Annotated in this window: 23 protein-coding genes and 1 tRNA gene; 18 read left to right on the top strand and 6 right to left on the bottom strand. The window is 29.8% G+C overall.

Going from position 1 to position 24,201, the window contains the following annotated elements; genetic code table 11:
* Positions 1-57: 57 nt before the first annotated feature.
* The 3 genes from PQ463_RS16410 to PQ463_RS16400 all read left to right on the top strand — a co-directional run bounded on the left by PQ463_RS16410 (position 58) and on the right by PQ463_RS16400 (position 2,586).
* On the top strand, positions 58-804 hold the full coding sequence (locus tag PQ463_RS16410) for a succinate dehydrogenase/fumarate reductase iron-sulfur subunit (protein WP_177211807.1): 747 nt from the start codon (positions 58-60) through the stop codon (positions 802-804).
* A 201-nt stretch (positions 805-1,005) separates the two neighbouring features.
* Positions 1,006-1,782, top strand: coding sequence for a DeoR/GlpR family DNA-binding transcription regulator (locus PQ463_RS16405; protein ID WP_111377477.1), 777 nt, complete (start codon positions 1,006-1,008; stop codon positions 1,780-1,782).
* A gap of 36 nt (positions 1,783-1,818) precedes the next feature.
* On the top strand, positions 1,819-2,586 hold the full coding sequence (locus PQ463_RS16400; RefSeq protein WP_274254589.1) for a nitrilase family protein: 768 nt from the start codon (positions 1,819-1,821) through the stop codon (positions 2,584-2,586).
* Here the strand turns inward: PQ463_RS16400 and PQ463_RS16395 are convergent.
* Positions 2,583-4,271: an Ig-like domain-containing domain gene (locus PQ463_RS16395; RefSeq protein ID WP_274254588.1), complete on the bottom strand. Its 1,689-nt coding sequence runs from the start codon at positions 4,269-4,271 to the stop codon at positions 2,583-2,585. The two genes, PQ463_RS16400 and PQ463_RS16395, sit on opposite strands and share 4 nt — an antisense overlap.
* Before the next feature lie 270 nt (positions 4,272-4,541).
* Here PQ463_RS16395 and PQ463_RS16390 point away from each other — a divergent pair, with 270 nt between their 5' ends.
* The 10 genes from PQ463_RS16390 to PQ463_RS16345 all read left to right on the top strand — a co-directional run bounded on the left by PQ463_RS16390 (position 4,542) and on the right by PQ463_RS16345 (position 13,819).
* A complete protein-coding gene (locus PQ463_RS16390; protein ID WP_274254587.1) occupies positions 4,542-5,450 on the top strand; it encodes a hypothetical protein in 909 nt (302 codons plus the stop codon).
* Positions 5,410-7,776: a hypothetical protein gene (locus PQ463_RS16385; RefSeq protein ID WP_274254586.1), complete on the top strand. Its 2,367-nt coding sequence runs from the start codon at positions 5,410-5,412 to the stop codon at positions 7,774-7,776. Before PQ463_RS16390 ends, PQ463_RS16385 begins: the two co-directional genes overlap by 41 nt.
* A gap of 5 nt (positions 7,777-7,781) precedes the next feature.
* Entirely contained in the window at positions 7,782-8,186 is a 405-nt protein-coding gene (gene mce / locus PQ463_RS16380) for a methylmalonyl-CoA epimerase (RefSeq protein WP_274254585.1), read from the top strand.
* 146 nt (positions 8,187-8,332) lie between these two features.
* Positions 8,333-8,406, top strand: a tRNA-Ile gene (locus tag PQ463_RS16375).
* A gap of 259 nt (positions 8,407-8,665) precedes the next feature.
* On the top strand, positions 8,666-8,944 hold the full coding sequence (locus tag PQ463_RS16370) for a helix-turn-helix domain-containing protein (protein WP_274254584.1): 279 nt from the start codon (positions 8,666-8,668) through the stop codon (positions 8,942-8,944).
* Position 8,945: 1 nt separating this feature from the next.
* Positions 8,946-10,250, top strand: a complete 1,305-nt coding sequence (locus tag PQ463_RS16365) for a DUF3987 domain-containing protein (RefSeq protein WP_274254583.1) — start codon at positions 8,946-8,948, stop codon at positions 10,248-10,250.
* A 79-nt stretch (positions 10,251-10,329) separates the two neighbouring features.
* Positions 10,330-11,541 (top strand): site-specific integrase, encoded by a 1,212-nt coding sequence (locus PQ463_RS16360; RefSeq protein WP_274254582.1) that lies wholly within the window; start codon positions 10,330-10,332, stop codon positions 11,539-11,541.
* On the top strand, positions 11,538-11,813 hold the full coding sequence (locus PQ463_RS16355; RefSeq protein ID WP_274254580.1) for a phage antirepressor KilAC domain-containing protein: 276 nt from the start codon (positions 11,538-11,540) through the stop codon (positions 11,811-11,813). Before PQ463_RS16360 ends, PQ463_RS16355 begins: the two co-directional genes overlap by 4 nt.
* A 106-nt stretch (positions 11,814-11,919) precedes the next feature.
* Positions 11,920-12,789, top strand: a complete 870-nt coding sequence (locus PQ463_RS16350; RefSeq protein ID WP_274254579.1) for an AAA family ATPase — start codon at positions 11,920-11,922, stop codon at positions 12,787-12,789.
* Positions 12,764-13,819, top strand: coding sequence for a DUF3871 family protein (locus PQ463_RS16345; protein WP_274254578.1), 1,056 nt, complete (start codon positions 12,764-12,766; stop codon positions 13,817-13,819). The genes PQ463_RS16350 and PQ463_RS16345 overlap by 26 nt, the downstream gene beginning before the upstream one ends.
* A 14-nt stretch (positions 13,820-13,833) precedes the next feature.
* Here the strand turns inward: PQ463_RS16345 and PQ463_RS16340 are convergent, their stop codons facing one another.
* From PQ463_RS16340 to PQ463_RS16330, 3 genes are all read right to left on the bottom strand, one after another.
* Positions 13,834-15,693, bottom strand: coding sequence for a hypothetical protein (locus PQ463_RS16340; RefSeq protein ID WP_274254577.1), 1,860 nt, complete (start codon positions 15,691-15,693; stop codon positions 13,834-13,836).
* Positions 15,694-15,698: 5 nt separating this feature from the next.
* Positions 15,699-16,229: a type II toxin-antitoxin system antitoxin SocA domain-containing protein gene (locus PQ463_RS16335; RefSeq protein WP_274254576.1), complete on the bottom strand. Its 531-nt coding sequence runs from the start codon at positions 16,227-16,229 to the stop codon at positions 15,699-15,701.
* Positions 16,230-16,364: 135 nt separating this feature from the next.
* On the bottom strand, positions 16,365-18,884 hold the full coding sequence (locus tag PQ463_RS16330; protein ID WP_274254575.1) for a DEAD/DEAH box helicase: 2,520 nt from the start codon (positions 18,882-18,884) through the stop codon (positions 16,365-16,367).
* 482 nt (positions 18,885-19,366) lie between these two features.
* Here PQ463_RS16330 and PQ463_RS16325 point away from each other — a divergent pair, with 482 nt between their 5' ends.
* A complete protein-coding gene (locus PQ463_RS16325; protein WP_274254574.1) occupies positions 19,367-19,759 on the top strand; it encodes a hypothetical protein in 393 nt (130 codons plus the stop codon).
* Between the two features lie 70 nt (positions 19,760-19,829).
* Positions 19,830-20,264: a JAB domain-containing protein gene (locus tag PQ463_RS16320; protein ID WP_274254573.1), complete on the top strand. Its 435-nt coding sequence runs from the start codon at positions 19,830-19,832 to the stop codon at positions 20,262-20,264.
* Between the two features lie 115 nt (positions 20,265-20,379).
* Here the strand turns inward: PQ463_RS16320 and PQ463_RS16315 are convergent, their stop codons facing one another.
* Positions 20,380-20,565, bottom strand: a complete 186-nt coding sequence (locus PQ463_RS16315; RefSeq protein WP_443135200.1) for a helix-turn-helix domain-containing protein — start codon at positions 20,563-20,565, stop codon at positions 20,380-20,382.
* A gap of 493 nt (positions 20,566-21,058) precedes the next feature.
* Between PQ463_RS16315 and PQ463_RS16310 the strand changes: the two genes are divergently transcribed.
* The 3 genes from PQ463_RS16310 (at position 21,059) to PQ463_RS16300 (ending at position 23,010) form a co-directional block, all read left to right on the top strand.
* A complete protein-coding gene (locus PQ463_RS16310; RefSeq protein ID WP_274254571.1) occupies positions 21,059-21,442 on the top strand; it encodes a hypothetical protein in 384 nt (127 codons plus the stop codon).
* Positions 21,443-21,540: 98 nt separating this feature from the next.
* Positions 21,541-22,185, top strand: a complete 645-nt coding sequence (locus PQ463_RS16305) for a hypothetical protein (RefSeq protein WP_274254569.1) — start codon at positions 21,541-21,543, stop codon at positions 22,183-22,185.
* A gap of 441 nt (positions 22,186-22,626) precedes the next feature.
* The gene (locus PQ463_RS16300) at positions 22,627-23,010 is read left to right on the top strand and encodes a very short patch repair endonuclease (protein WP_443135187.1); all 384 of its coding nucleotides are present in this window, start codon (positions 22,627-22,629) and stop codon (positions 23,008-23,010) included.
* Here the strand turns inward: PQ463_RS16300 and dcm are convergent.
* Positions 23,007-23,993: a DNA (cytosine-5-)-methyltransferase gene (dcm, locus tag PQ463_RS16295; RefSeq protein ID WP_274254567.1), complete on the bottom strand. Its 987-nt coding sequence runs from the start codon at positions 23,991-23,993 to the stop codon at positions 23,007-23,009. The two genes, PQ463_RS16300 and dcm, sit on opposite strands and share 4 nt — an antisense overlap.
* Positions 23,994-24,201: the final 208 nt, after the last annotated feature.

Genomic DNA, 24,201 nt, shown 5'->3' with positions numbered 1-24,201 from the left:
CAAAATGTGCCGAGCGACTTGCGACTTTCGACTTTATGACTTTCAAACGAAAAAGGTATGAAACTTACATTAAAAATATGGCGTCAAAAAAACGCTCAAGATAAAGGAGGGATTGTAGAATATCCTATCGATGGAATCGAACCAGACATGTCTTTCCTTGAAATGTTAGACGTTCTTAACGAAGGTTTAATCAATAAAGGAGAAGAGCCTGTAGCATTTGATCACGATTGTCGTGAGGGAATCTGCGGAATGTGTTCTTTATTCATCAACGGTGAAGCGCACGGGCCAGACAGAGGAGTTACAACTTGTCAGTTACACATGCGTATGTTTAAAGATGGTGATACAATTTTTATCGAGCCATTTAGAGCAAAAGCTTTCCCAGTAATTAAAGATTTAGTTGTAGATAGAAGTTCTTTTGACAGAATCCAACATGCAGGAGGATTTATCTCTGTAAACACTTCAGGAAATACAATTGACGCGAATACTATTCCAGTTCCAAAAGACGATGCAGATAAATCATTTGATGCGGCTGCTTGTATTGGTTGTGGAGCTTGTGTTGCAACTTGTAAAAACTCTTCAGCAATGTTATTCGTTTCTGCAAAAGTTTCTCAATATGCACTATTGCCACAAGGTAAAGTTGAGGCAACAGATCGTGTTTTACACATGGTTCACCAAATGGATTTAGAAGGTTTCGGTAACTGTACAAATACAGGAGCTTGTGAAATCGAATGTCCAAAAGGAATTTCGCTTGAAAATATTGCACGTATGAACCGTGAGTATTTAGCAGCGAGCTTAAAAGGATAATACACAATTTAGTATAATTTTAGAAAAACGCATTCATTGATTTGAATGCGTTTTTTTATTTATATGGGCAAGATGCTGTTTTGTCTTCAATTCTTTCTCTAAACAAGCCTAATACGCCTATAAAAAGTCTTTTTTCAGGTTTGATAGCTTCTCAGGCTACATTTAAATTCTTATTTTTGTAAGAAGAAAAAAATAATTGGCATGAGCACTGAAAATGAAGTTTTAAATTACAGCAAAGAAGAACGTAAAAATCATATCCTAAAAGAGATCAACTTGCATACGCGTGTGAGTTTTGAAACTCTTTCGGCTAAACTTGGTGTTTCTGAGGATACCGTTCGACGTGATATAAACGAACTTGATGCCGAAGCACTTATTATTAAAGTAAAAGGTGGTGCTATGACCAAAGGTTATCACTATTCTTCCTTGAATCAGACTTATGCCGTAGAAGCGAAACAAGTTATTGCACAAAAAGCAGTCGATCTTCTTCATGATGGTATGGTTTTAATTGTTGACGGAGGAACCACCATTCGTGAATTTATCCGTTTAATACCAAACGATCTTAATCTGACTGTTTTTACTATTACTGCTTTAACGGCTGTTCAGCTTTTGGATAAACCTAATATTAAAACCATTATGATTGGCGGAAGTATTTCTTCTTACAGTCAAATGTGTGTGAGCGGAGAAGCTTTTCAGCAATTAGCGAGCATAAAAGCAGATCTTTTGGTTTTAGGAACCAATGCTCTTGATGTTGAGGGTGGTTATTCAGATTCTGACTGGGAAACAGTTCAGGTGAAAAAAGCGATGATTAATGCTTCTAGAAAAACAGCGGTTTTGACCATTACTGAAAAATTGAATACGGTTCTTAAAATGAAAATTGCGAATTTATCTGAGGTAAATTATGTAATCACAGAAGTAGAGCCGAATCACGAAAAACTGCAGGCTTATAAAAGTGCTGTTCCAAGTCTTATTGTGGTATAATTTCAAAGTGTTTTTGACTTTCATACAATTATAAAAATGAAAATAGCTTTAATCCAAACCGATCTTTTTTGGCAGAATGCCAGTAAAAACAGAGAAAACTTCGATTCAAAAATTAATGAGATTGATTCGGAAGTAGATTTGATTGTACTTCCAGAAATGTTCTCAACCGGATTTACAATGAATGCTCCTGAAGTTGCTGAAACTATGCAAGGTGAAACAATTGGTTGGATGAAGTTTAAAGCAAAACAAAAAAATACTGCAATTACAGGAAGTGTAGTCATTGCAGAAAATGGGAAGTATTATAATCGAATGATTTTTGTTTTTCCGTCTGGCGAAATTCAATATTACGATAAACGTCATTCATTCTCTCTGGCAGGCGAAGATAAAGTATATACGCGCGGGAATCAAAAAGTGATTATAGATTATCTAGATTGGAAAATTTGCCTTCAGATTTGTTACGATTTGAGATTTCCTGTTTTTGTTAGAAATGCAGAAAATTACGATCTAATTTTGTATGTGGCCAATTGGCCAAAAGTACGTACCAATGCATGGGATGCTTTGCTAAAAGCTCGAGCAATAGAAAATCTTTCTTATGTAATTGGAGTAAACAGAATAGGGAAGGATGCTCACAATTTTGAACATATTGGCCATTCGCAGGCAATAGATTTTTTAGGCAATTATATTTTAGAGCCACAAGAAAAAAATGGTGTCTTTGTCGTAGAACTAGACAAAAACGCCATGTATGAAACGCGTAAAAAGTTAGACTTTTTAAGCGATAGAGATCAGTTTGAAATTAGGCTTTAAAAAGCTTTGCGTTTCTTTTCTGCTTCTTTTCTCTTTTTATCGTCTTGTTTTTTCTCCACCTCTGGATTAAACGGAATGCTTAGGTCAATGGTTTCGTTTCGATCCCAATTGGCACGGACATCAAATTCCTCCTGATTGTAAAATACTTCTTCAGAATATCTTTTTTCTAAGAAACTACCAGTATCATATTGTTTGTTTTTGTTGTCGTCATAAATAATGCGAACGGTAAAAACGTCAGGTTGCAATAAATTGAATTCTAGAGTAGTTGCGCCTTCAGAATATCCTTCGGCTAAAACAACATCACCTTTTTTATTGGTCAATTCGACAATGATAGGAAAACGTTTTACATTTTTCAGATTCAATATAATATTTCCGTAATCGGCATATTCTTTAGTGGCGAGTTTATACGATAAAGTATCGTTTGCTTTTTCATAAAAATCGGTCAAAGCGCCTGGTAAGAAAGTAAAACTATACTTGTCTAAAGGTTCTTTTTTGAAATCAATGTACAGTTTCTGGTCAAATTCGTCATATTCTGTAGTGTAAGGAACGGCAACAGAATCTTTGTTAACCAATCTGATTTTAGATTTATCAAACTTTACTAAAGGAGTTTCGCTTTCCAATGTAAAACGCTCTCTAAAATTAAGCTGGCCATTTTGTACCGCTTTAATGTTTAAAGTGTCTTTTTTGAGAGCTTTAATTTTGAAAGAAAACTTTTTGTTGTAGCTTCCTTTTTCAACTTCCATTGATAACGAGTCAGCTTTGACAGGTTTATACCAAACTTGAAGTGAATCTTTTTTAGGAAATTGAGTTACAATAGTTTCTAAAACCTCATTGCCATTTTTTAGTGTAATTTTTGGTTTTGAATTCTTGAAATTCTGTTTCCCTTCATACGGAAGATACAAACGGTTTCCAGAAGCCTGAATTGGTTTGAAAGTTTTTAGCGGGAGCGTTTCCTTAAACAATTCTAACTCGTAAACAGTATCTGTTGGAATTGTGATATAGCTTTTTAAAAATCCGATTTTATCATCTTTCGGATTAAATTTATTGTTTGATCCTTTGTCTTTTAAAGCAACCAAAAGATATTTTCCTTCTTTTAAATTTTCAAACTGAAAAGTTCGCATACTATCCAAAGTGTTGGTAATATATCGCGGAAACTCTTTGTAAATGGTTGAATCTTTAAATTTATCATTTACTTCGTACAGCATAACAGAAACAAAATTGTCAACATATTTTCCGTAAGAATCTTTTATTCTTCCGCTCAGTTTAAGCGAATCAATGTAGGCTCCTGTAGAAAACACATATTTAAATTGATTTAAAGCATTTCCTTCGTTATTATCCTGAATCGCTTGCCCAAAATTTAAACTGTAAGTAGTGTTTGGCTGTAAAGTATCTCGAATTTCGATCTTTATAAATTTACTAACACTCTGAGGTGAGATTAATGGCTCGTTTTTAAACGGAGGAGAAATGATTAATTGTTTATTGGTGTTTTTCAGTTTGATATATTCGTCAAAATTCAAAGTGATGGTCTTTCCTTTGAAATTTGTACTGTAGTTTTCAGGAAAACTCGAAATTAAAACTGGAGCAAGTGTGTCTTTTAAACCGCCGGTAATGCTGCCTCTTTTGGCGCAGCTTATCATTGATATTAAAATTATAAATGCAATATATTTAAGGGTGTTTTTCAACATAACGGTTTTTCAGTTTGATTGCACAAAATAACGATTATATTTGCTTTAATTGAAATTTTTTATCCATTTATTAGGATTTGCAGTTTTTGCGAATCTTTTAAAATTTTGGTGTTTCAAACATTTTAAAATGATATAATTTCTTACTTTTGAACTAAAATATAATTTTCCTAAGTTTTGTTCAAGCGACTTTTTCCAGTTTTGTTTCTCTTTTTAATGTTGTCATGCACTAAAAATGAAAAACCTGTAATCTCTTTTTATTACTGGAAAACAGTGTTTAAATTTTCTGAAGCAGAAAAAGAAGCTTTGAATGAAAACAATGTCAAAAAACTCTATGTAAGATATTTTGACATTGGACTTCATCCAGAATCAAATTTTCCTATTCCTATAAGCCCCGTGCGTTTTCAAGAAAATCCAAAAGAATACACGATTGTTCCCGTGGTTTTTATTCAGAACAAAGTCATGTTGCAACCCAATCTTGATGTAAAAGATCTGGCTCAAAAAACGTTTGATTTTATAGAACAAATCAATTCGAAAAATAAAATTTCTTGTCAGGAAATTCAAATAGATTGCGATTGGACATTAAAAAGCAAAGAGAATTATTTGAAATTTATAGAGGTTTTTAAAAAACTTTCGAAAAAGAAACTTTCAGCTACCATTCGTTTGCATCAGGTGAAATACTTCAAAAAAACAAAAATCCCAAATGTAGATTCTGGAGTTCTGATGTATTACAATATGGGATCGATTGCTCCAGATTCGCTAAATTCTATTTACGATCAGAAAGTAGCAGAGCGATATCTTAAAAGTTTGAAGAAATATCCGCTGCATCTCGATTTTGCATTTCCAATTTATTCTTGGGGAGTTCACATCAGAGAGAATAAAGTAATTGGGCTTCGTTCTAAAATGAGTATCGCAGCATTAGAAAAGGATTCTAATTTTGAAAAAACAGGTCCGATTTTTTTCAGGGCAAAACATTCCAATTATAAAAATGGTGTTTTTTATGAAGAAAATGATCTTCTGAAAATAGAGGAAATTAAAACAGAAGATTTAAAAGAAATGGCAGAAGATTTGCAAGATAATCTTGTCGAAAAGCCAAACGAAATTATATTTTACGATTTAGACGAATTCAATTTAAATAATTATGAAAAGAATATTTTTAAGCAAGTTGTTTCTTGGTTTTAGTGCCGCATTCCTTTTTGCTTGCGGAATCATTTATGCCTGCGCAGATGGAGATTGGGATTATTTTGGTGCTTATAATTCAAATTTTACTCCAGAAACTTTTGCCGACAAATCATACTCGCCTTTGTTTTTATCAGGTGGAATTTTCTACGGAATTGGTTTTGATACTCAGCACAATTCTCGTTTTAATAAAAATATAAAATCAGATTGGGCAGATTATCTTAAAGGAAAAGCAGATACAACAACAGTCAATTATTTTTTGATTGGTGATGAAAAGCCGAGATATTATTCTGATGAAAAAGATGCTATCAAAAACAAAGAAGAAATTGAGGGTTTGCATGTTTACTATAAAACAAAAAAGGAAAATAAAAGTTCTCAGAAATGGGGCAAAAAGCTGAATTTGAAAGATGAGAAAGTAAAAAACTTTGTCGAATTTTTGTATTTAGCGCAAAAGATAGAAACGGTTTCGATTGGAGATGATTATTGGAGTTATGATCCTGTTGTGGCAAAAACTTTCAATGACGCTAAAATGATTCAATCTATTGAAAATGTGTACAATACTTTGTCAGATCCATTTTTGAAAAACAGATATTGGTTCTTAACCATGAAAGCGCGTTTTTATAGTAACGATAAACAAAAAGCAATTGACTTTTTTAATAAAACCGAAAGTTCTGTTGCAAAGAATACTTTGTATTATCGTGCTTTGGCGTATGTTGCTGGAATTAATTATAAGCAGAAAAAATATGCAACTTCAAACTATTTATACGCTCAAGTTTTTGATAAATGTCCAGAATTAAGAGTGGTCACAGCTTATAGTTTCAAACCAAAAAACGAGTCAGATTGGACTAAAGCTTTGGCAATGGCCAAAACCAACAAAGAAAAAGCAGCGCTTTGGGCAATTCATGGATATTATAAAGATGAAAAACAAGCGATTGAAAAAATCTACGAGTTAGATCCAAAAAGCGAACATTTAAATTATTTAGGGACAAGATTGGTTAATTCGCTGGAACAAAAAATAAACAACTCATTTCAGGTGAGCAGTGGGGATTATAGCAAGCCTCCTACACCGCAGACTGTTGCCGAAAATAAAACAGAAAACAAAGCAAAAGTAGACAATAGCGCTGTTGATTTGATAGCGAAAATTTCTGCCGCAGGAAATACCTATAAACCATATTTATGGGATATTGCACTTGGATATCTTCAGACCTTAAAAGGAGATTATACTAATGCAGATAAGAATTACAGCAAAGCCGAAAAAACACTTCCGAAAACAGAATTGGCAGGAATGCAGCTTCGTTTATTGCGTTTTGTAAACAATTTAAGCAAGATTGATAAGCTGACAGATAAAAATGAGAAAACAATCCTAGCTGATTTGAATTGGCTGTATTATGAACTTCCTAAAAATTATAAAGGAAACGAATTTCGTTACCAAAATGCTTCTTCATGGAGCAGAAGCTATTTGTCACATCTGTATAAAGAAAAAGGAGATCAGGTTATGGCCGAGATTTATGGCGAATCACGCTATAGTTATTGGAACGATGGAAATGCATATTATGACAATGAAAAGAATTTGCTGGCATTAAAAAGCTTTTTGGAAAAATCTAATAAATCTGAAATCGAAAAAATTGGTGCAGGAATTTATAGTTTGAAACTGAAAGATATTAATAATTTTCAGGCGGTTCAGGCGACATTTAAAAATAAAATTCCAGAAGCGATTGAATTTATGAAACAAACTGATTCTGTTCAGTATGTTAAATTCTTAGGAAATCCGTTTAACGGAAATATTAAAGATTGCCACGACTGTGAACATGCGGCGTACCAGAAAAGAAAATATACTTTCATGGATTTCTTAACTACAATAAAAGAAATGCAGGATAAACTGGCTCAGAAAGAAGATGTTTACACGAACAGTCTTTTGTTAGGGAATGCCTTTTATAATATTTCTCATTTTGGAAACGGAAGAACTTTTTATGAAATAAGTATTGTGGGCTATGGTTCAAGTCCTTATTCATTTAGAGATTCGATGAAAGAGATGATTACAAATAATTCGGTTTCTAAAATGTATTACCAAAAAGCATTTGAAGCAGCTTCGAACAAAGAGCAAAAAGCAAAATGTTTGTATTTGATTTCGAAATGCGAAAGAAATGATTACTACAATAAAAAATACAATACCGTAAATAGCTATTGGGAAATTCAAGATGATAAAGTTAATTTTATTGCCTGGAACTCATTCAAAGCTTTAAGAAAAGACTATTCTGATACCAAATATTATCAGGATGTAATTGCAGAGTGTGGTTACTTTAATACTTATATAAATCAATCAAGATAAGAGAAATGGTAAATAAAATAGAGCATATCGGGATTGCAGTAAAAAACATGGATGACGCGAATGTTTTGTTCGAAAAAATGCTTGGCGTTCCGTCTTATAAAATGGAAGCCGTAGAAAGCGAAGGCGTATTGACTTCTTTCTTTCAAACGGGAAATAATAAAATCGAACTTTTGGTGGCAACAAATCCTGAAAGTCCGATTGCTAAGTTTCTAGAGAAAAAAGGAGAAGGAATTCATCACATTGCTTTTGATGTTGATGATATCGAAGCTGAAATTGCTCGTTTAAAAAGTGAAGGTTTTGTCTTGATTAATGAAGTTCCAAAGAGAGGTGCTGATAATAAATTGGTTGTTTTTCTGCATCCGAAGAACACAAATGGTGTTTTGGTCGAGCTTTGCCAAGAAATTAAATAAAAAAATGTCATTTTAATTTTTGAATAAGACGTTGAAAATCAATTTCGTTTTTGAGATTCAAAAAAAGATTTAAAATAAAATACAAATGATGTCTTAAAATATTTGGAGTGAATGAAAAATAGTAGTAATATTGCATCCTCTAAACCGGTCCTATAGCTCAGCTGGTTAGAGCACCTGACTCATAATCAGGTGGTCCCTGGTTCGAGCCCAGGTGGGACCACTTTTAGAATCAAGCCTTTACAGCAATGTAGAGGCTTTTTTAATTTTATGTCTGAAACATATCTGAAACATTTTTAAGTTTTCAGGTCATGTCATAAATTTTTAATAGCCAATTTTCTTGGAGTTTTAGAAAATGGATGTAACTTTGCATCTGATATTCAAAAATCACTACGTTTTATTCGTACCTATTCTTTGGTACATTAATCAACAAATCTTGTTGATTGAGTTTTCTGGTTTTTTATAATTAAAAATAGAAAAAGATGGAAAAAATCACTTTTAACAAAGGTGAAGATTTTCAGAGCGTAGTACTATTACCTCAAAAAGAAATCTTGAGTTTTAACGAAGCAGTTAATTATTTAGATGTATCAAAATCATTTTTGTACAAATTAACTTCATCAAACAAAATTAGTTTTTCAAAACCAAACAACAAGCTAATCTATTTTCAGCGTATTGATTTGGATAATTGGATGCTTCAAAACAGAAATGAAAGCATCGGAGTTTTACAAGAAAATTTAAACAATTATCTAAAATCTAAATGAAATGGAAACAGATAATAAAAAACTTGTTATTCTTAAAAACGAATACATTCCAGAACTGGTATATAAAAATTTACCAAGAGTATTAAAAAATGTTACTGATATATTTTCAGGGAGAGAAAGAGATATTGTATTGCTTTCATCACTTGGTGTACTAAGCTGTAGTATTCCGAATGTATATGGTATTTATGATGGAGATAAAGTTTATCCTAACTTATTTGTTCTAATTATTGCTCCTCCTGCATCTGGCAAAGGAGTAATGAATTTTTCCAAAATATTAGTCCAAAGAATTCATTCTAAAATATTAGAAGATAGTAAACTTCAAAATTCAATTTGTCAGGCTAAAAAGAAAAAAGATAAAGACAAGGATTTTGTGGAATGTCCACAACTTGAATTAAAAATAATTCCTGCAAATATTAGTACTTCAGAAATGTATTCCTATTTGAATGTTTCAAAAAATGGAGTTTTAATTATCGAATCTGAAGCAGATACTTTGTCAAATATGCTTAAAAATGATTGGTCAAATTATAGTGATTTACTACGTAAGGCATTTCATCATGAGAGTATATCATTGAGCAGGCAATTGGATAGTAGGTATATTGAAATTGATGAGCCTAAAATGTCAATGATTGTAAGTGGTACGCCAGATCAGTTACAACCACTAATCAAATCAAAAGGGAATGGGCTTTTTAGTAGATTTTTAATGTATTCGTTTGATGAAGTTTCTGGTTTTAAAAATGTCTTTGCACCTCAAACACACAATTACAAAGAAATTTTTGAAAAATCAGGAAACGTGGTGTATGATCTCTACGGTAAAATGTTTCAATTAAAAGATGAATTATTATTTAAACTGACAGATAATCAATATAAAAGATTTCTTAAAGATTTTATGTTTATTCATAAAGACATTTTAGAAAATCATAGTCATGATGTAATTTCAAGTTTACATAGGCATGGTTTAATTATGTTTAGATTGTGTATGATTTTAACAGTCTTAAGAAATGTAGAAGAAATATCCGAGAAGTCTGAATTAGTATGCTCTAACAGAGATTTTATTACAGCTTTAAAAATAATTAAAGTTGTTTTGAAACATGCAATTATAAATCATAATTCATTAAATGATGGTGGTTTATCAGACCAGGATGAAGAACTATTGTTTTCATTAAATCCGAGTTTTACAAGAAAAGAAGCAATCAAAGTGGGTGAAGAACTTAATATTCCCCAAAGAACTATTGACGATAAATTAAAACAATGGCAAAAAAAGAAAGCCATAAAAAAAGTCGAGCAAGGTAAATATAAAAGATTGTAATATGTAAGGATGTAATTCCTGCAAAACATGTAAAAACTGCCCCTATTCAGGGGTAATTTGCTATTTAAAAATATTGATTATGAAAAGTACAAGCGTAAAAATTGTATTGCAAAATAAGCCTAATGCTGAAGGTCTTCTTTCTGTAGCATTAAGAATAACAAAAGATAGGAAGAAGAAAGAAATAGGTTTGGGGTTTAGAACTAAAGTTGATGAGTTTGAAAATGAACGTTTTAATAAAAAGCATAAGCTACATAAAAAAAGGAATTTAATTCTATCGGAACAAGTTTTAAAAGCTTTGTCAATTATAGATGACTTTGAAGCTAATAAAATAAATTTTTCATTAATTGATTTTGAAAATAAATTTATAGGTAAAACAAAAGAGTATGTTCTTGTTTTTGAATTCTTTGATGAGGTTATTAAAGATGAAATTAAATCTGGGAAAACTGGAAATGCGAGAGTTTATAAAGACACTAAAAATTCAGTATTAAAATTTTCAAAAAATCCGCATTTAAGATTTAATGATATTACAGTGACCTTTTTAGAAAAATATGAAGTTTATTTAAGATCAAATAATAATAATGATGGTGGAATAGCAGTTAAAATGCGTCAATTAAGAGCATTATACAATGATGCACTTAATAGAGGAGTTGCTAGTGAAGAGTTTTATCCTTTTAAGAAATATAAGATCTCTAAATTAAAAGGCAAGGTAACAAAAAGAGCATTGACAAGAGATGAAGTAAAAAAGATTTTGAATGTAAATATGTTAGAATATCCGTATTTGCAGAATTCATTTAATTATTTCGTGTTTTCATATTATTGCAGAGGCATGAATTTTATAGATATAATGAAATTGAAATGGTCAAATATCCTAGGAGAAAATATTTATTATACTAGGAGTAAGACAAATAAGCAATTTGTGATAAAAATACTCGAGCCAGTAAAAAAAGTGTTGATCTACTATAAAGATTTGCAATATAATTCAAATTATGTTTTTCCTATAATTGTCAATTCAAACATGACACCAACACAATTGGAAAATAGAAAGGCAAAAACGTTGAAGAAGTTTAATAAAGATCTTAAGGAGTTAGCAAAAATTGCTGGTGTTGAAAGTAATTTAACAAGTTATGTAATTCGTCATTCTTACGCTACAAACATGAAATTTCTGGGGGTATCATCGGATATTATTTCTCAGTCAATGGGACATTCTAATGTAGAAATTACACAAGCTTATTTAAAGGAATTTGAAAATGAAACGCTGGATAATGAAAATGAAAAATTATTGAATTTATGATGGATTTTAGTAAGCTTAGTTCCAATTTAGATGATATAGTTGGAGAAATGAAATTTTACACTTTTAGTGAGGCTGCTAAAATTATTAATTGTAAAGGTTTAGGTCAAAAGAATCTTTTTAAGTTATTGAGAGAAAAGAATGTCCTTAATGAGTATAATGAGCCATTAGATAATTGGAGGAATGCTGTCTTTTTTAAAGTTGCGGATAACAGATATGAAACTCCTTTAATATCGACTTATGGTATAAACCATATTAAAAAATATTTTTTGTAACTGTCTACAATCCTTTTTTTAGGCTAACCTCTTTTTGAGGTTAGCCTTTTTTTATTTAAAAATTTAAGCGTTCAGAAAAATATTAAATAAATTAAATATTAATATTATGCAATTAAGAAAATCAGAAAGAAAAAAAGCTAAAATAAAAATGGCTGTTCAAGGTAGTAGCGGATCAGGCAAGACATATTCTAGTTTATTATTAGCGCAAGGTTTAACTAATGGAGATTTTAGTAAAGTCGCTGTTATTGATAGCGAAAATGGAAGCGCAGATTTATATGCTCATTTAGGGCAATATAATGTGCTCTCATTAAAACCACCATTTACACCAGAAAATTACATTAAAGCAATTGAAGTGTGCGAAAAGGCAGGTATGGAAGCCATAATTATTGATTCTATTTCTCAGTCATGGGAAGAGTTATTGGATTATCATAGCTCATTAGCAGGGAACTCATTTACTAATTGGGCAAAAGTTACACCAAGACAAAATGCTTTCATTGATAAAATTCTACAAATAGATGCTCACATTATTGCAACTATGAGAACAAAACAGGATTACGTCTTAAATCAAAAAGACGGGAAGTTTATTCCTGAAAAAGTTGGATTAAAAGCCATTCAAAGAAATGATTTAGATTATGAATTTACCTTAGTTTTTGAAATCGACATAAAGCATTTTGCTATCTCAAGTAAAGACAGGACTGGTTTGTTTATGGGAAAACCTGAGTTTATAATAAATTCTAATACAGGTAAAAAGATATTGGATTGGTGTAATAGTGGAACTAATTTACAAGATGCTAGAGAAAGAATTAAAACAACTAGAACAGTTGAGGAATTAAAAGTTCTTTACAATCAATATAGCAATTGGAGAGAATTATTGGAGTATGATTTTAAACTTCAAAAAGATACTATTAACTCAAATGAACTATTGTTAAACCCTAAAACATTTAGTACTAATGGAAGCGCTAATTACAACAATTGAGCAAAACAACAATCAAGAACCATATAGATTAATACCTGTAAAGCATAATGGGGTTACGTTTCCTGGCAATGTTCAATCTGAAAGACATATTATACCAATTGTGACACAATTTCCAAATAAACCTTTTATTGAAGCCAATACTACAGAAATTAACCTAGATCAGTTGAAGAACAACTGCGTTATACCTGTATTTTCAAAAGATAATGAAAGAACAATTGCTCATCAGGAATTTATAGAGATTGCTCAGGAATCGCTTTCAAAAGTGTTTCCAAACACCAATTTTGACAAAACAGAAATTAGAGTAAGCCATCAAATTAAAGGTAGAACACCAGGAGCCATTCATAAAAATGTTAATGATTTATTGGAACATGAGAGAACTCAGTATTTTGAAAGAATGGCTTTCATTATTAGAGTTCCTAGTATTCTAGAAACTATCAATGGTAATGAAATTGCTCTTACTATCGGTGGAGTAAGAAGCTATAATTTGGAGAATTTATACAGCAAAAAGACATTTGAAAAATTCAAGTTTTTCATTGGATTTCAAAATAAAGTTTGTTGTAATTTGTGCGTTTGGAGTGATGGATTTGTGGATGACATGAAAGTTTATTCATGCCAGGAACTGCAAAGCAAGGTTTTATCTGTTATACAAAATTACAATGCTGAAAAACATTTGTTAGGGATGAAAGAGTTATCACAACAGTCTTTGACAGAAAATCAATTCGCTCAATTAATAGGGAGAACAAGATTATATCAACATTTACCAAAAACAGCAAAGTCTTTAATTCCAAATTTAAACTTCACGGATAGTCATATTAATACTATTGTAAAAGATTATTATGAAGATGAAAGTTTTAGTAGAAATCAGCAAGGAGATATAAACTTATGGAATGTATATAATCTCTTTACACAAGCAAACAAAGGCAGTTATATTGATACCTTTCTTGATAGAAATGTGAATGCTTTTGATTTTACTCAGGGTATTCAAAAAGCACTAATTGGTAATGGAGATTATCATTGGTTTTTGAATTGAGAAAAAACCAACTCCTAGTGTGGAGTTGGTTTTTTTAATTCTTGCTTATTATTTTTATCAATATTATTTTTGTGGTCTTTAGATTTTTCCTTGATGTTTTCTTTCTCTATTACGTTTTCCAAAGTCTTCATACTAATAATTAGCAAAATAATTGCAGAAAATAATACGATCCAAGTATTTGCTTTTTTAAAGCCCCGAGTAAATAAAAATATTAAAGAGACCATTAAAAATAATGAGCAACCAATAATACCTGTAAAAAGTAATGCTTGATTAAAATCTTTAACAAACGTAAAAGATGGAATACTTGCTAAAATAAATGCTGTAATAGCAGTAAATATACCAATAATTTCAAGAGTTTTTATTTCATTGGATTTTATATCTTTAATAGTATCAAATTCTTTACCTAATGAAGAGACTGACAATACCAATTGGTTTAATCTTTTGTACTTGTCACTAATGATTTGAAAATTATTTTCACTTTCTTCTAAGGAAAGAGGTAAGACGATTGAAGATGCATAATATATTGATAAATCATTTATACTTGATTCTACTAAGCTTTCTTTGTAAGGAAGTTGATAAAGTAAATTATGATTGTTTTTTGACCATCCTAATTTATGCTTGTAAGATTTTATAGCTGTCTCAAGGTTGTCAAGTTCTGTTTTTTCTTTTGCAAAATCTTCGAATTCTTCTCTTTTTTCAAATTTTTTATTTAATTGATCTAATTTGTAACTAATGTACTTAAAGTCAATAAAAAAGTTGTCAATATTGCATTTGCTTTGAATTTTTTCAATTTCTTCTCTAAGTTCATTGATTTTTAAATCTGTTATTGAATTTTGCATTAACAATAAAGAGAATTGATTGTTAAGTGCATAAAGATATATTTTGTTGTAAATATATCTTTGCTCTGTATGCTCATTTTTGATAAATCGACGATGAAATTCATTAACTACTTCTGATAAGTTATAAATATTAGAATCTACATCTTTATAGAATTTTAACAACTGCAATAATTGTAAAATACATAAAACATCAAATTTTTTATGCTTAAATAAATTGACCTGACTTCTTAAGTTATTCTTCCAATTGTCTAATTCGTAGTAAGATTCAATATATTTTTTCCACTCTTTTATTTTTTCACTTCCTGAATGGAAATTTATTACATCAGTAGTTATGAACAATTCGTTATTTACAATATATGCCTTAATTGAATTTTTATTATAGCTTTTTTGTCTTACTTCCCATTTAAATTTTAAAAAATGTATTTTGTCTTTTATTAGAACAGTATATCTTATTGCGGAAAAATCATTTATGTTTCTTTCTAATTGGAGTAAGTTTTTGTAGACAATATCCGTGTCATTAAAAAAATGATCAAGTTTGAATAAAAAGATAGTTAAATCAAAAAGTCTTATAGAATCTTTGTTGGTTTCATTTATTTTTTCATAATATGACCTCGTGTCATAATCGACATCAAAAAGAATGTCTAGATTTGGATTTTTATTTTGAAGTTCAATTAACTTTATAAAGTTTACGTATAAATTTGAATAAACTTTTATAACATCTGTAAAGCCAACTTTAACATGTTTGATAACCATTTCTTGCGATTCTTCATTCTCTAGAAGAAAAGAAAATTGATCATTTATAAAGTCAGATAAATCTTTTAATTCTTTGATTTTTTTTCCTGTATTAATTATATACTCACCCCTTAGAAGTGACAAGAAAAATGAATCCACAACCTTTTTTAAAGTATTGGAAAAAAGTTTTTTAAAAGCCTTTCTGTTGATGATTTTATCATCTTCACCTAAATAGGCACTAAGCCAATCATTAGGAAATGAATTTTCAATATCACCTTTTAATTTGTGTATCTCAGATGCCAATTTTCTTAAATTTGATAAATTTTATCTTCTTTCTTAATTTCATCAACGGGTATAACAGTGCTTAATTTTCCTTTAGATTTAGCTTCATTAAAATATTTTTGCCAAGAATACCATGAATGACTCAGGTCAACTAAATCAAAAGAGGAGAGGTTTATTAATTCAGGATTTATTTCCTTTAACAACTGTACTGACTTGTCTATTTTATTTCTCACATTACTATCATAGTTTAATATATTAAACGATTCAGACAGTTTTGAAGTGTTGTTATTTATTGAGACATTAGATAGTAATCCATTTTTTATATATTTATATACATCACTTTCTACATGTCCATATGGCATTGCTACAAAATTGTTAAAAATATCATCTAGTAATGTTTCTTTAGAATTTTGATCCGTTCCAGCAGCTGATACAAAAAAAGTAAGTTTTAAAACTTTTAAAATGCCAAGATCATTATTATTTGAATATTGGTTTTTCCAATCAATTAACCGTGATAAAAGATATTCGAAAGCTTCTATTTTAATGTCCTTGCTCATAATTATAATAAATTGCTTTTTTACAAAAGTATATAAAATCTATTTAAATAGAGTTATGTATTTGTTTTGTTGTTCTATAGTTGATTGTTTTAGATATATTATTGGATTTGTCGAAATAATTGAAGAGTTATGTTGTTAAATTATCTTTGTTAAGTATGTAGACACAAATTGTTCGCTAAGAAAGTTGTATGAATTAAATTCAGCTTTGATCTGTTGTTCTGATAAATTATTTAATTGATTTTTTGATAGAAAATCTGTAAATTTTAATAAAGAACTTTTTATCTTCTCTAAACTTGTATTATCTATAGATCGTAATCTTTCGTTTAGGACTACATCTCTTTCTTTTCTTTTATTGTATTGTACTGTAACTCCGTAATATATTATATTGTCATTCAGATACTTTTCATTGAACCAATTTATTGAATTCATTATTTGTCCAATATTATCCTTGCAAATCAAATTTTGATGTAATTTTTCGGACTTTGACTCCATAATTAAACATGTGTTGTTTTCCATTAACCATAAATTATCACAGCCTTCATTTTTTTCTTTTTCAGGCCTGAAAGACGTAAAACCTAAAATTTTTCCAAGGGACTTAATTGCCGCTTCAAATTTTTCTGATGGGTTATTAGGATCAAATCTTAAGTCATTTATGGTTTCATTAATAGAATGAATTGCATCATTTAAAGTTGAAAAAGATTGTAAATATTTTAATGATTTTGAAATTTGGTTGTCAAATTTTAATTGTTTTTTAGCAAATTCTTGCGATAGGAAAGGATCAAAAGTATGTCGAGAGAAATCTCGAGCTTTAATAATCATATCGTTAGATAGATTCTTGTCTATTAAATATGCTATATTAGAGTATAGTGTTGTATAAATCGCTCTTTCTGGAGAAGAAATGTTTTTATTCAATATTTTTTGAATTAGATCTAGTGATTTTTGAATTTTCCCATTAATAAACTCTAAAATGGCTTTCTTTTCTAAATCTTTTATTTCTAATATTTCTTCTCTATTCAAATCTAAATTGTCATTTTCTGTTTCATTCATGAAGTTTTGGTAGGTCACAAGCCAATGATCATCTTGTGAAAGACAGTAATCTGCAGTTTCGCATATTAAATCATTAAATTGCTCACTGGTAAGCTCTTCTTCTTCCTTACCTTGTGTTAATAAATCTAGTCCGATTTCTATTTGCTTCCTTGTGTGTTTATTTAGATATTTGAAATTCTCTTTATATCTTAAAAATCTTAATATATTTTTGCCAAGAAGATAAATGACGCTATAATCATTTCCAGATCTAACCGTTCTACCTAATCCTTGTTCGATAGTTTGGGCTATAATATTAGTGTTAGTTTTATGTAGAATTGTTTCATAATATCTATCCTTAATAAATTTATATTTTGGGTGTTCATGAATAATTAAGACATTACATGAATCTCCTCCTAAATCTATACCATCATATCGATTTGCTAAGACAACAAAATTTCCTTTTGAATTTTTAAGATTATCAATTTCATTCTCAATATTTTCATTGATAATTGTAGCTCCAATATCTTCCCATAATCTTGCTTCTCTGTAAGATGGAACTAATACTAGTACATTCTCACTATTTTTTAAATGGTGATCTACAATTTCTTTTATGTTATCAACACCAAACCCTTGAAAATATCTTTGCGGAGTCAGAATTAATCTTTGTCCATAATCTTTTCTGTCTTTAGGTTCTATAGGATTGTTTATAGCATCTAAAGAGAAATCCAAATCGTATAAGAGGTCAGAATCATTTTCAAATGTGGCAGATAGAGCATATTTATATTTCGCATTTGAATATGTAATAATATTTTGCGTAAAGCATTTAATTGGTGAAATTTCAATTTGTGACCCTTTAATGTATAATTCATATTGGTTATAATTATTGTGAAATAAATCCCATTTAAAAAGTAATGTATCTAATTCTCCTAAATAATTTGAAAAGATTTTAATAACGGATTCTTTATTATCAATCCAACTCCAAAAAGGTAGTTTCATATAGTAATCCGGTTGCTCAGTTTTAATTGCTTCATAAGAACCAGGAGCTTGTCTTTTTAATTCAGCAGAAAAAAGATTGAGCAATGCTTCGTACATTTTGTGCTCTCTAGGTATTTTAATGGTAAAAGACTCTTGGACTTTTTCGATACACTTATGAGCATCGTCTATTACAATTGATTCAACTTCAATTTTATATTTGTCAAAAATATTTTTACCATTAAATAATTTATGAACTGTTGTAATTAAGATGGATTTGTTGTTTAAAAAATCTTCAGGAAACTCATTATCATTTCCTATGCAACATGTAGGTATATTATATTTTTTGGATTGCTCAAAAACTTGGTTTACTAATTGTTTATCAGCGCATAAAAAGATTGATCTTTTTTTTGTTTCAATCATTTTGGAGTATAAAATTAATAACCCTACAAGTGTTTTACCAGCACCTGTATTCATTTTTAATAAAAGATTATTGTTATTTCTTTTACTATGCCAGATTGTTAGTGCTTCTTCTTGAATACCTCTTAGATATGAATATTCTTTTTCCTTTTTGAGACTATAAAATAATTCATTTGGGTCAATAGGAAGTTCTATGTCCTTTTGCTTTTGCTCATTTATTTTCTTAAAAATATTCATATATAATTATTAAGATTAAAAAGTGTTTATAATTGGTATTGATAAAGATATATTTTTTTTGGTAATTTTTTTCTGAAAAAAAAATCAAGAGTCCAAACTTCCTTCTACAAAGCTCCACCCTTACTTATTAATGAGAGTAACCCCGCCCATTTTTATTTGAATGTAACTTCTTTACGCCTGTAGTAAATAATTCGATGAAATTTCAGACTTAATTGTGAGCAAAAAATGAATAATTTTTGTCAATGATTATTATTTCAATTACTGCAATTGTTTGTTAATTATTCTATTCGATATAGTTTGAATATGATAATTTTTAAAACTTTCTTAGACAACTATCTTAAAAACCCTCACTTATTTGGAGCAATGATAATCATTGTGCTAAATAAATAAGGAGTTTGCACAAAATTCAAGGTGATAGCTGAAATCTTTAAGCAATCTTTAAATATCTATTTAGCAAAGATCAATTCAAAAACTCAAAAAAAATGGTAACGATTATTAATTTTAAAGAAAGACAAACTGAAGAAGGAAAAATATTCTTTGTTTTAGAAGCTCAAGGCGGAATTGAAATGATCCAAAGTAAGGTTACAGGAAATTTCTATGCCACAGCAAAAAAAGCTTTTATTCCTGCGACTTTTGATGAAGCTACTTGTAAAGCTCTTATTGGAACTCAAATGCAGGGACAAATCATAAAAGAAGAATGTGATCCTTACGAGTATGTAAATAAAGAATCGGGAGAAGTTATTATGATGTCTCATCGATATGTTTATAAACAAGAAGAAATAGGGTTAAACAGAGGACATGAACCCTTTGGCAGTTTTGGATCTAATCAAGATGTATTTTCTAAGAATGGAAAATTTGAATTAGAACACGCTTAAGAATGGATTAACCTACTTTATATTGAATTTCATTTCAGTACTAAGTAGGTTTTCTTTTTAAAAATTACTTATGGAAATAGCAGAAATAAATGTTAGTTACTCAACTAATCAACCGAAAAAAATCGCTTTAAATAATTGTAGACAAACTTTTGATTTTATATTATCTCAATGGAATTTAGATATTATAGACTTTCAAGAAGAGTGTAAAGTTATTTTGCTAAATAGAATGAATAACGTATTAGGGATTTATAGTCTATCAAAAGGTGGTAGCTCAGGAACTGTAGTTGATATTAGAATCATTTTAGGTATTGCTTTAAAATGTAATGCTTCAGGAATAATTTTAGCGCATAATCATCCAAGTGGAAATCTTAAACCAAGTGAGGCAGATAGAAGAATTACCAGGAGGTTAAAGGATTCTTGCGATTTGTTAGAAATTACTTTACTGGATCATATTATAATTAGTAGATCAAGTTTTTTTAGTTTTACCGAAGATGGAAGTCTTTAATTTTTTTTTGCTTCTTATACTTTCGAAGTTTTGAATAGGTGTACGTGCTTAAATCTTTAGAATACTCCATTGAATTTTAAGCTATAATGAAGTTGCTGATTAGTATTAATAGCTTTTATTTTTCTGAAGTTAAATTAAAATTTAGTAATTCAGATGCTTTTACCTGTAGTTTTTCAGAAATTATATAGAGTAAGTAGCTTGAAGGATTTGTATTTCCTGCTTCAATTCTGTTCATATTAGTCCTTTCAATATTACACAAGAGTCCTAATTCAGTTTGAGAAATATTTCTTTCTTCTCTCAACTGTCTTATTCTATTACCTAATGCTATTTGAAAATCCTTTTTATTCAACCTTTAATTATTATGTAATCAAAAGTTGTGATATTTGATAAATTTATTGTTATCAAATTTGATACTATCTATATTTGTAACTATTAATTAAATCTTATTATTCTATGATAGAAACAAAACAAAGAAAAAAAGTTAGGGATGTTCTGTTTAAAATATTTGCGATAGTTCTTATTACATCCTTTACAGGTATTGTAAATGGATTGATTATTTTCTTAATACTGATGGTATTCTATATTGTTTATGAAATAATATGGAATAATATTAGTTGGGGGAGATTTTCTTGTGATAGTTGTATTATAGACGAGGATGTTACATTTCAACGGAGTAGTGATAAAGAAAGAGATGAAAATAGTATCAAATTTTAATGTGAAGAACAAAAATTATGTATTGTAAAAAAAGATTAAACAGGTTGTTGTGCTTTATTTTGGTTAGTATTTGCAGTATAATGAATGCACAAAGGAGTACAAAAATTGATGTCAGTTTTAGATTGAAGCCTGATAGGAGTATCGCAAAGGAAAATATCAGCTTCTATTTTGATGTTGAGAATGGAAAACTTCTTATTACTGATATTGACATACAATTAAATAATAGTTATTTAATCAGATTTGATAAGACATTTTATGATAATGCAGGTTTATACAATATGGTCTTTTCTACAGACATAGTAAATCATACTTTGGAAAAAAGACCAAAATCAGACATGGGGTTGTTTTCAATTATTTATGATGAGAAAAACGGAAATATAGTCGGAGTAAAAACAGTTTTCCAGAATAGTGATTTGGAAACGTATTTAACACAATACGGTGCAACATTCTTAAATAAAAATTGATTTACTAACAGTGCTCTTCTTTCTATAGATGCTCTGTATAGACTGGTAAACTAAATCTTAATAATATTTATATAGTATAGAATTCAAACTTAATAATAATGAAAAAAATAAAAAAAGCAGTATTAGCTGTATTTATCTGTATTCTACTAACAAGTTGTGTAGTAGGAAGAAAAGTAAAATATAATGACCTTAAATTAGATTTGTTTGATGTTAAAACACAAAAAATAGACTTCGCTCTTTTAGACCATAGAGAGGCTGTCATAGATGGCTCTAGAAAACCAGATTTTGTTGGTTACATGAGAAGTAATGTTGGTATAGCTTATCCAATAAGCACAGAAAGCACAGAAAGCTTTATGAATGATCTGTCAAATAGTATAATCAATTCATTAAAGAGGTATGATATAAAAGCTACAAGCCTTTCGACTAAATGGGAAGATGACGAAAAAACAGTAAAAACAGAGTTGCTAAGCCAAACAGGAGATAAAAAGATTCTTTTAGTATTTGATCAATTAAATACAGATGGTTACATGATTCAATTCTTATACTCTAAGATAAACCTTTATGTTTATGATAAAGAAGGAGTTTTGTTAAAGTACAAATTTTTTGAAGGAAAAGAAAAGTTAGGTGGAAATGTAGCATTTGGTGCGGGTGATTTTAAAACTTACATGCCAGAAGCAATGAAAAAGTTATTTGAAACTATCTTTAAAGATAAAGAAGTAATTGAAGCAATAAATAAAAGCTAGAATAACACAGGAAATTACATGTTTTGCAAGTTTTACATCCTTGCAAGAAAAAGAAAACTTGCAAAGTGGTCTGAAACATATCTGAAACATTTAATCTATAATATGAAATAATATATAAATAAAAGAAAACAGAGTTTTAGCTAATTTGTAGTGTTTCAGTTATAAGAAATAAAAAGAAAAAGAAAGAAAATTAAAAGCCTCGGTCTCATAATCAGGTGGTCCCTGGTTCGAGCCCAGGTGGGACCACTTCTATTTAGAACAGAAGCCTTTACAGAAATGTAGAGGCTTTTTAGTTTTCAGCACTTTTTGAAATGTGAAAATTGAAATTTTTGATACCTAATAATTAAATTCCCGTTTCTGTAAAATACCTTAACTTTATCCATCCAAAACAAATTTAATCTTCAGATGGATAGATTAACTCCCGAACAAAGGAGTAAAACTATGCGGGCAATAAAAAGCACTGCTACAAAAGGCGAAGTAAGACTGGCTAAAGCCTTATGGAAATTGGGCTACAGATATCGAAAAAATAATAAGAAGATATTTGGGAGACCTGATCTTACTTTTGCCAAATATAAAATTGCCATTTTTGTTGACAGCGAATTTTTTCATGGAAAAGATTGGGAAACGCAACAGCTGAGAATTAAATCAAATCGCGAATACTGGATTCCGAAAATTGAAAGAAATATAGAACGAGACGAAGAAGTTAACGCTTTTCTTATTTCTGAAAATTGGACGATTTTGCGGTTCTGGAGTAAAGAAATTGAGAAGAATCTAGAGGTTTGTCTCGCTAGAATTGAAGGGACAATAATGCTTTTGAGTATTTAGACCTTTTCTGCTTTTAATTGTTTGGCTTCGATTTTTTCAATGCATTTGAATATTTCTGAGGCAAGCCTTTCGATAACGGGCATACTTACCGAATTTCCTGCTTGCTTGTAAAGGCTAGAATTGGAAATTTTAGGTAATTTGTAACTGTCAGGAAAACCTTGAAAACGAAAGCATTCTCTTGGAGTTAATTTTCTAAAGCCGAATTCAGTTGTGATAATTGGGACATTGTGTCCGCCAGTTCCCATATTGGCAGTTAAAGTAGGGCAAACTTCTTTTTTGTTTTCTCGTACATATTGTCTCCTAAACTGATAAATTCTGTCTTCTCTCACAACTGCTTCTTTCAGCATGTTGTACATATATTTATCTTCGGTATAATAGAATTTTTTATCGACTTTTTCTTTTGTGATTAAATCGGTAACTTTTTGCGTTAATTCTTCTTTTTCCGGAAAATTGAATTTAAAACCTTTTTTGACGAAATCTTTATTAAAAGCAACCATAAAAATACGTTCCCGATTGTGCGGAATATTTCCAAAATCTTTGGTATTCAGGATTGCGCTGTCAAAAGTGTAATTGCGTTTTTTGATTTCGCGCTGAATTACTTTCATGGTATTTCCTTTGTCGTGTCCTTTAAGATTTTTGACATTTTCAAGGAATACTACTTTCGGTCTCATTTCGTCAATAAAATCCAATATCTTGAAAAAATGATTTCCTCTACTATCATTAAAACCTTTTCTGTGGCCGGCGAGAGAAAAAGGCTGGCATGGGAATCCAGCGGTAAGAATGTCTATTTTGTTGAGTTTTTTTACATCAAGCTGCATTACATCGCCTTCAATAAGTTTGTGCTCGAAATTGTTTCTATAAGTAACACAGGCTTTTTTGTCAAATTCATTTGCCCACTCTAATTTGAATCCTGCATTTTCAAAACCTAAACAGATACCGCCTACGCCTGCATATAAACTTCCGACTGTATATCTGTTTTTCATGTGTTTAATTCTGGTTGTAATAGGTTTGAATTGTGCAAATATATTAATTTGAGGATATTCTATTGCGTGGTTAGAATTGAATATGAAGTTCTTCTTTGATATAAATTGAATGTGTTGGTTTTATGAAAAAAGAAGGGTTTTTAAAATCAGGAAATTCTTACAAGTTTGTGGTTCTTGTAAATAATAATAAAAAGGAAGATTGTCACTT

The sequence above is a fragment of the Flavobacterium sp. KACC 22763 genome, assembly GCF_028736155.1.
GTDB lineage: Bacteria > Bacteroidota > Bacteroidia > Flavobacteriales > Flavobacteriaceae > Flavobacterium.
This window is presented reverse-complemented; position numbering and strand designations above follow the sequence as displayed.

What these genes read in the sequence shown, in the direction of transcription:
- PQ463_RS16335 (WP_274254576.1), bottom strand. Translation starts at nt 16,229, where the DNA reads ATGAGCAAGGACATTAAAATAGAAGCTTTCGAATATCTTTTATCACGG.
- dcm (WP_274254567.1), bottom strand. Translation starts at nt 23,993, where the DNA reads ATGAAAAACAGATATACAGTCGGAAGTTTATATGCAGGCGTAGGCGGT.
- PQ463_RS16385 (WP_274254586.1), top strand. Translation starts at nt 5,410, where the DNA reads ATGAAAAGAATATTTTTAAGCAAGTTGTTTCTTGGTTTTAGTGCCGCA.
- PQ463_RS16305 (WP_274254569.1), top strand. Translation starts at nt 21,541, where the DNA reads ATGAAAAAAATAAAAAAAGCAGTATTAGCTGTATTTATCTGTATTCTA.
- PQ463_RS16320 (WP_274254573.1), top strand. Translation starts at nt 19,830, where the DNA reads ATGGAAATAGCAGAAATAAATGTTAGTTACTCAACTAATCAACCGAAA.
- PQ463_RS16365 (WP_274254583.1), top strand. Translation starts at nt 8,946, where the DNA reads ATGGAAACAGATAATAAAAAACTTGTTATTCTTAAAAACGAATACATT.
- PQ463_RS16345 (WP_274254578.1), top strand. Translation starts at nt 12,764, where the DNA reads ATGGAAGCGCTAATTACAACAATTGAGCAAAACAACAATCAAGAACCA.
- PQ463_RS16310 (WP_274254571.1), top strand. Translation starts at nt 21,059, where the DNA reads ATGAATGCACAAAGGAGTACAAAAATTGATGTCAGTTTTAGATTGAAG.
- PQ463_RS16350 (WP_274254579.1), top strand. Translation starts at nt 11,920, where the DNA reads ATGCAATTAAGAAAATCAGAAAGAAAAAAAGCTAAAATAAAAATGGCT.
- PQ463_RS16300 (WP_443135187.1), top strand. Translation starts at nt 22,627, where the DNA reads ATGCGGGCAATAAAAAGCACTGCTACAAAAGGCGAAGTAAGACTGGCT.
- PQ463_RS16355 (WP_274254580.1), top strand. Translation starts at nt 11,538, where the DNA reads ATGATGGATTTTAGTAAGCTTAGTTCCAATTTAGATGATATAGTTGGA.
- PQ463_RS16360 (WP_274254582.1), top strand. Translation starts at nt 10,330, where the DNA reads ATGAAAAGTACAAGCGTAAAAATTGTATTGCAAAATAAGCCTAATGCT.
- mce (WP_274254585.1), top strand. Translation starts at nt 7,782, where the DNA reads ATGGTAAATAAAATAGAGCATATCGGGATTGCAGTAAAAAACATGGAT.
- PQ463_RS16395 (WP_274254588.1), bottom strand. Translation starts at nt 4,271, where the DNA reads ATGTTGAAAAACACCCTTAAATATATTGCATTTATAATTTTAATATCA.
- PQ463_RS16410 (WP_177211807.1), top strand. Translation starts at nt 58, where the DNA reads ATGAAACTTACATTAAAAATATGGCGTCAAAAAAACGCTCAAGATAAA.
- PQ463_RS16330 (WP_274254575.1), bottom strand. Translation starts at nt 18,884, where the DNA reads ATGAATATTTTTAAGAAAATAAATGAGCAAAAGCAAAAGGACATAGAA.
- PQ463_RS16405 (WP_111377477.1), top strand. Translation starts at nt 1,006, where the DNA reads ATGAGCACTGAAAATGAAGTTTTAAATTACAGCAAAGAAGAACGTAAA.
- PQ463_RS16325 (WP_274254574.1), top strand. Translation starts at nt 19,367, where the DNA reads ATGGTAACGATTATTAATTTTAAAGAAAGACAAACTGAAGAAGGAAAA.
- PQ463_RS16400 (WP_274254589.1), top strand. Translation starts at nt 1,819, where the DNA reads ATGAAAATAGCTTTAATCCAAACCGATCTTTTTTGGCAGAATGCCAGT.
- PQ463_RS16370 (WP_274254584.1), top strand. Translation starts at nt 8,666, where the DNA reads ATGGAAAAAATCACTTTTAACAAAGGTGAAGATTTTCAGAGCGTAGTA.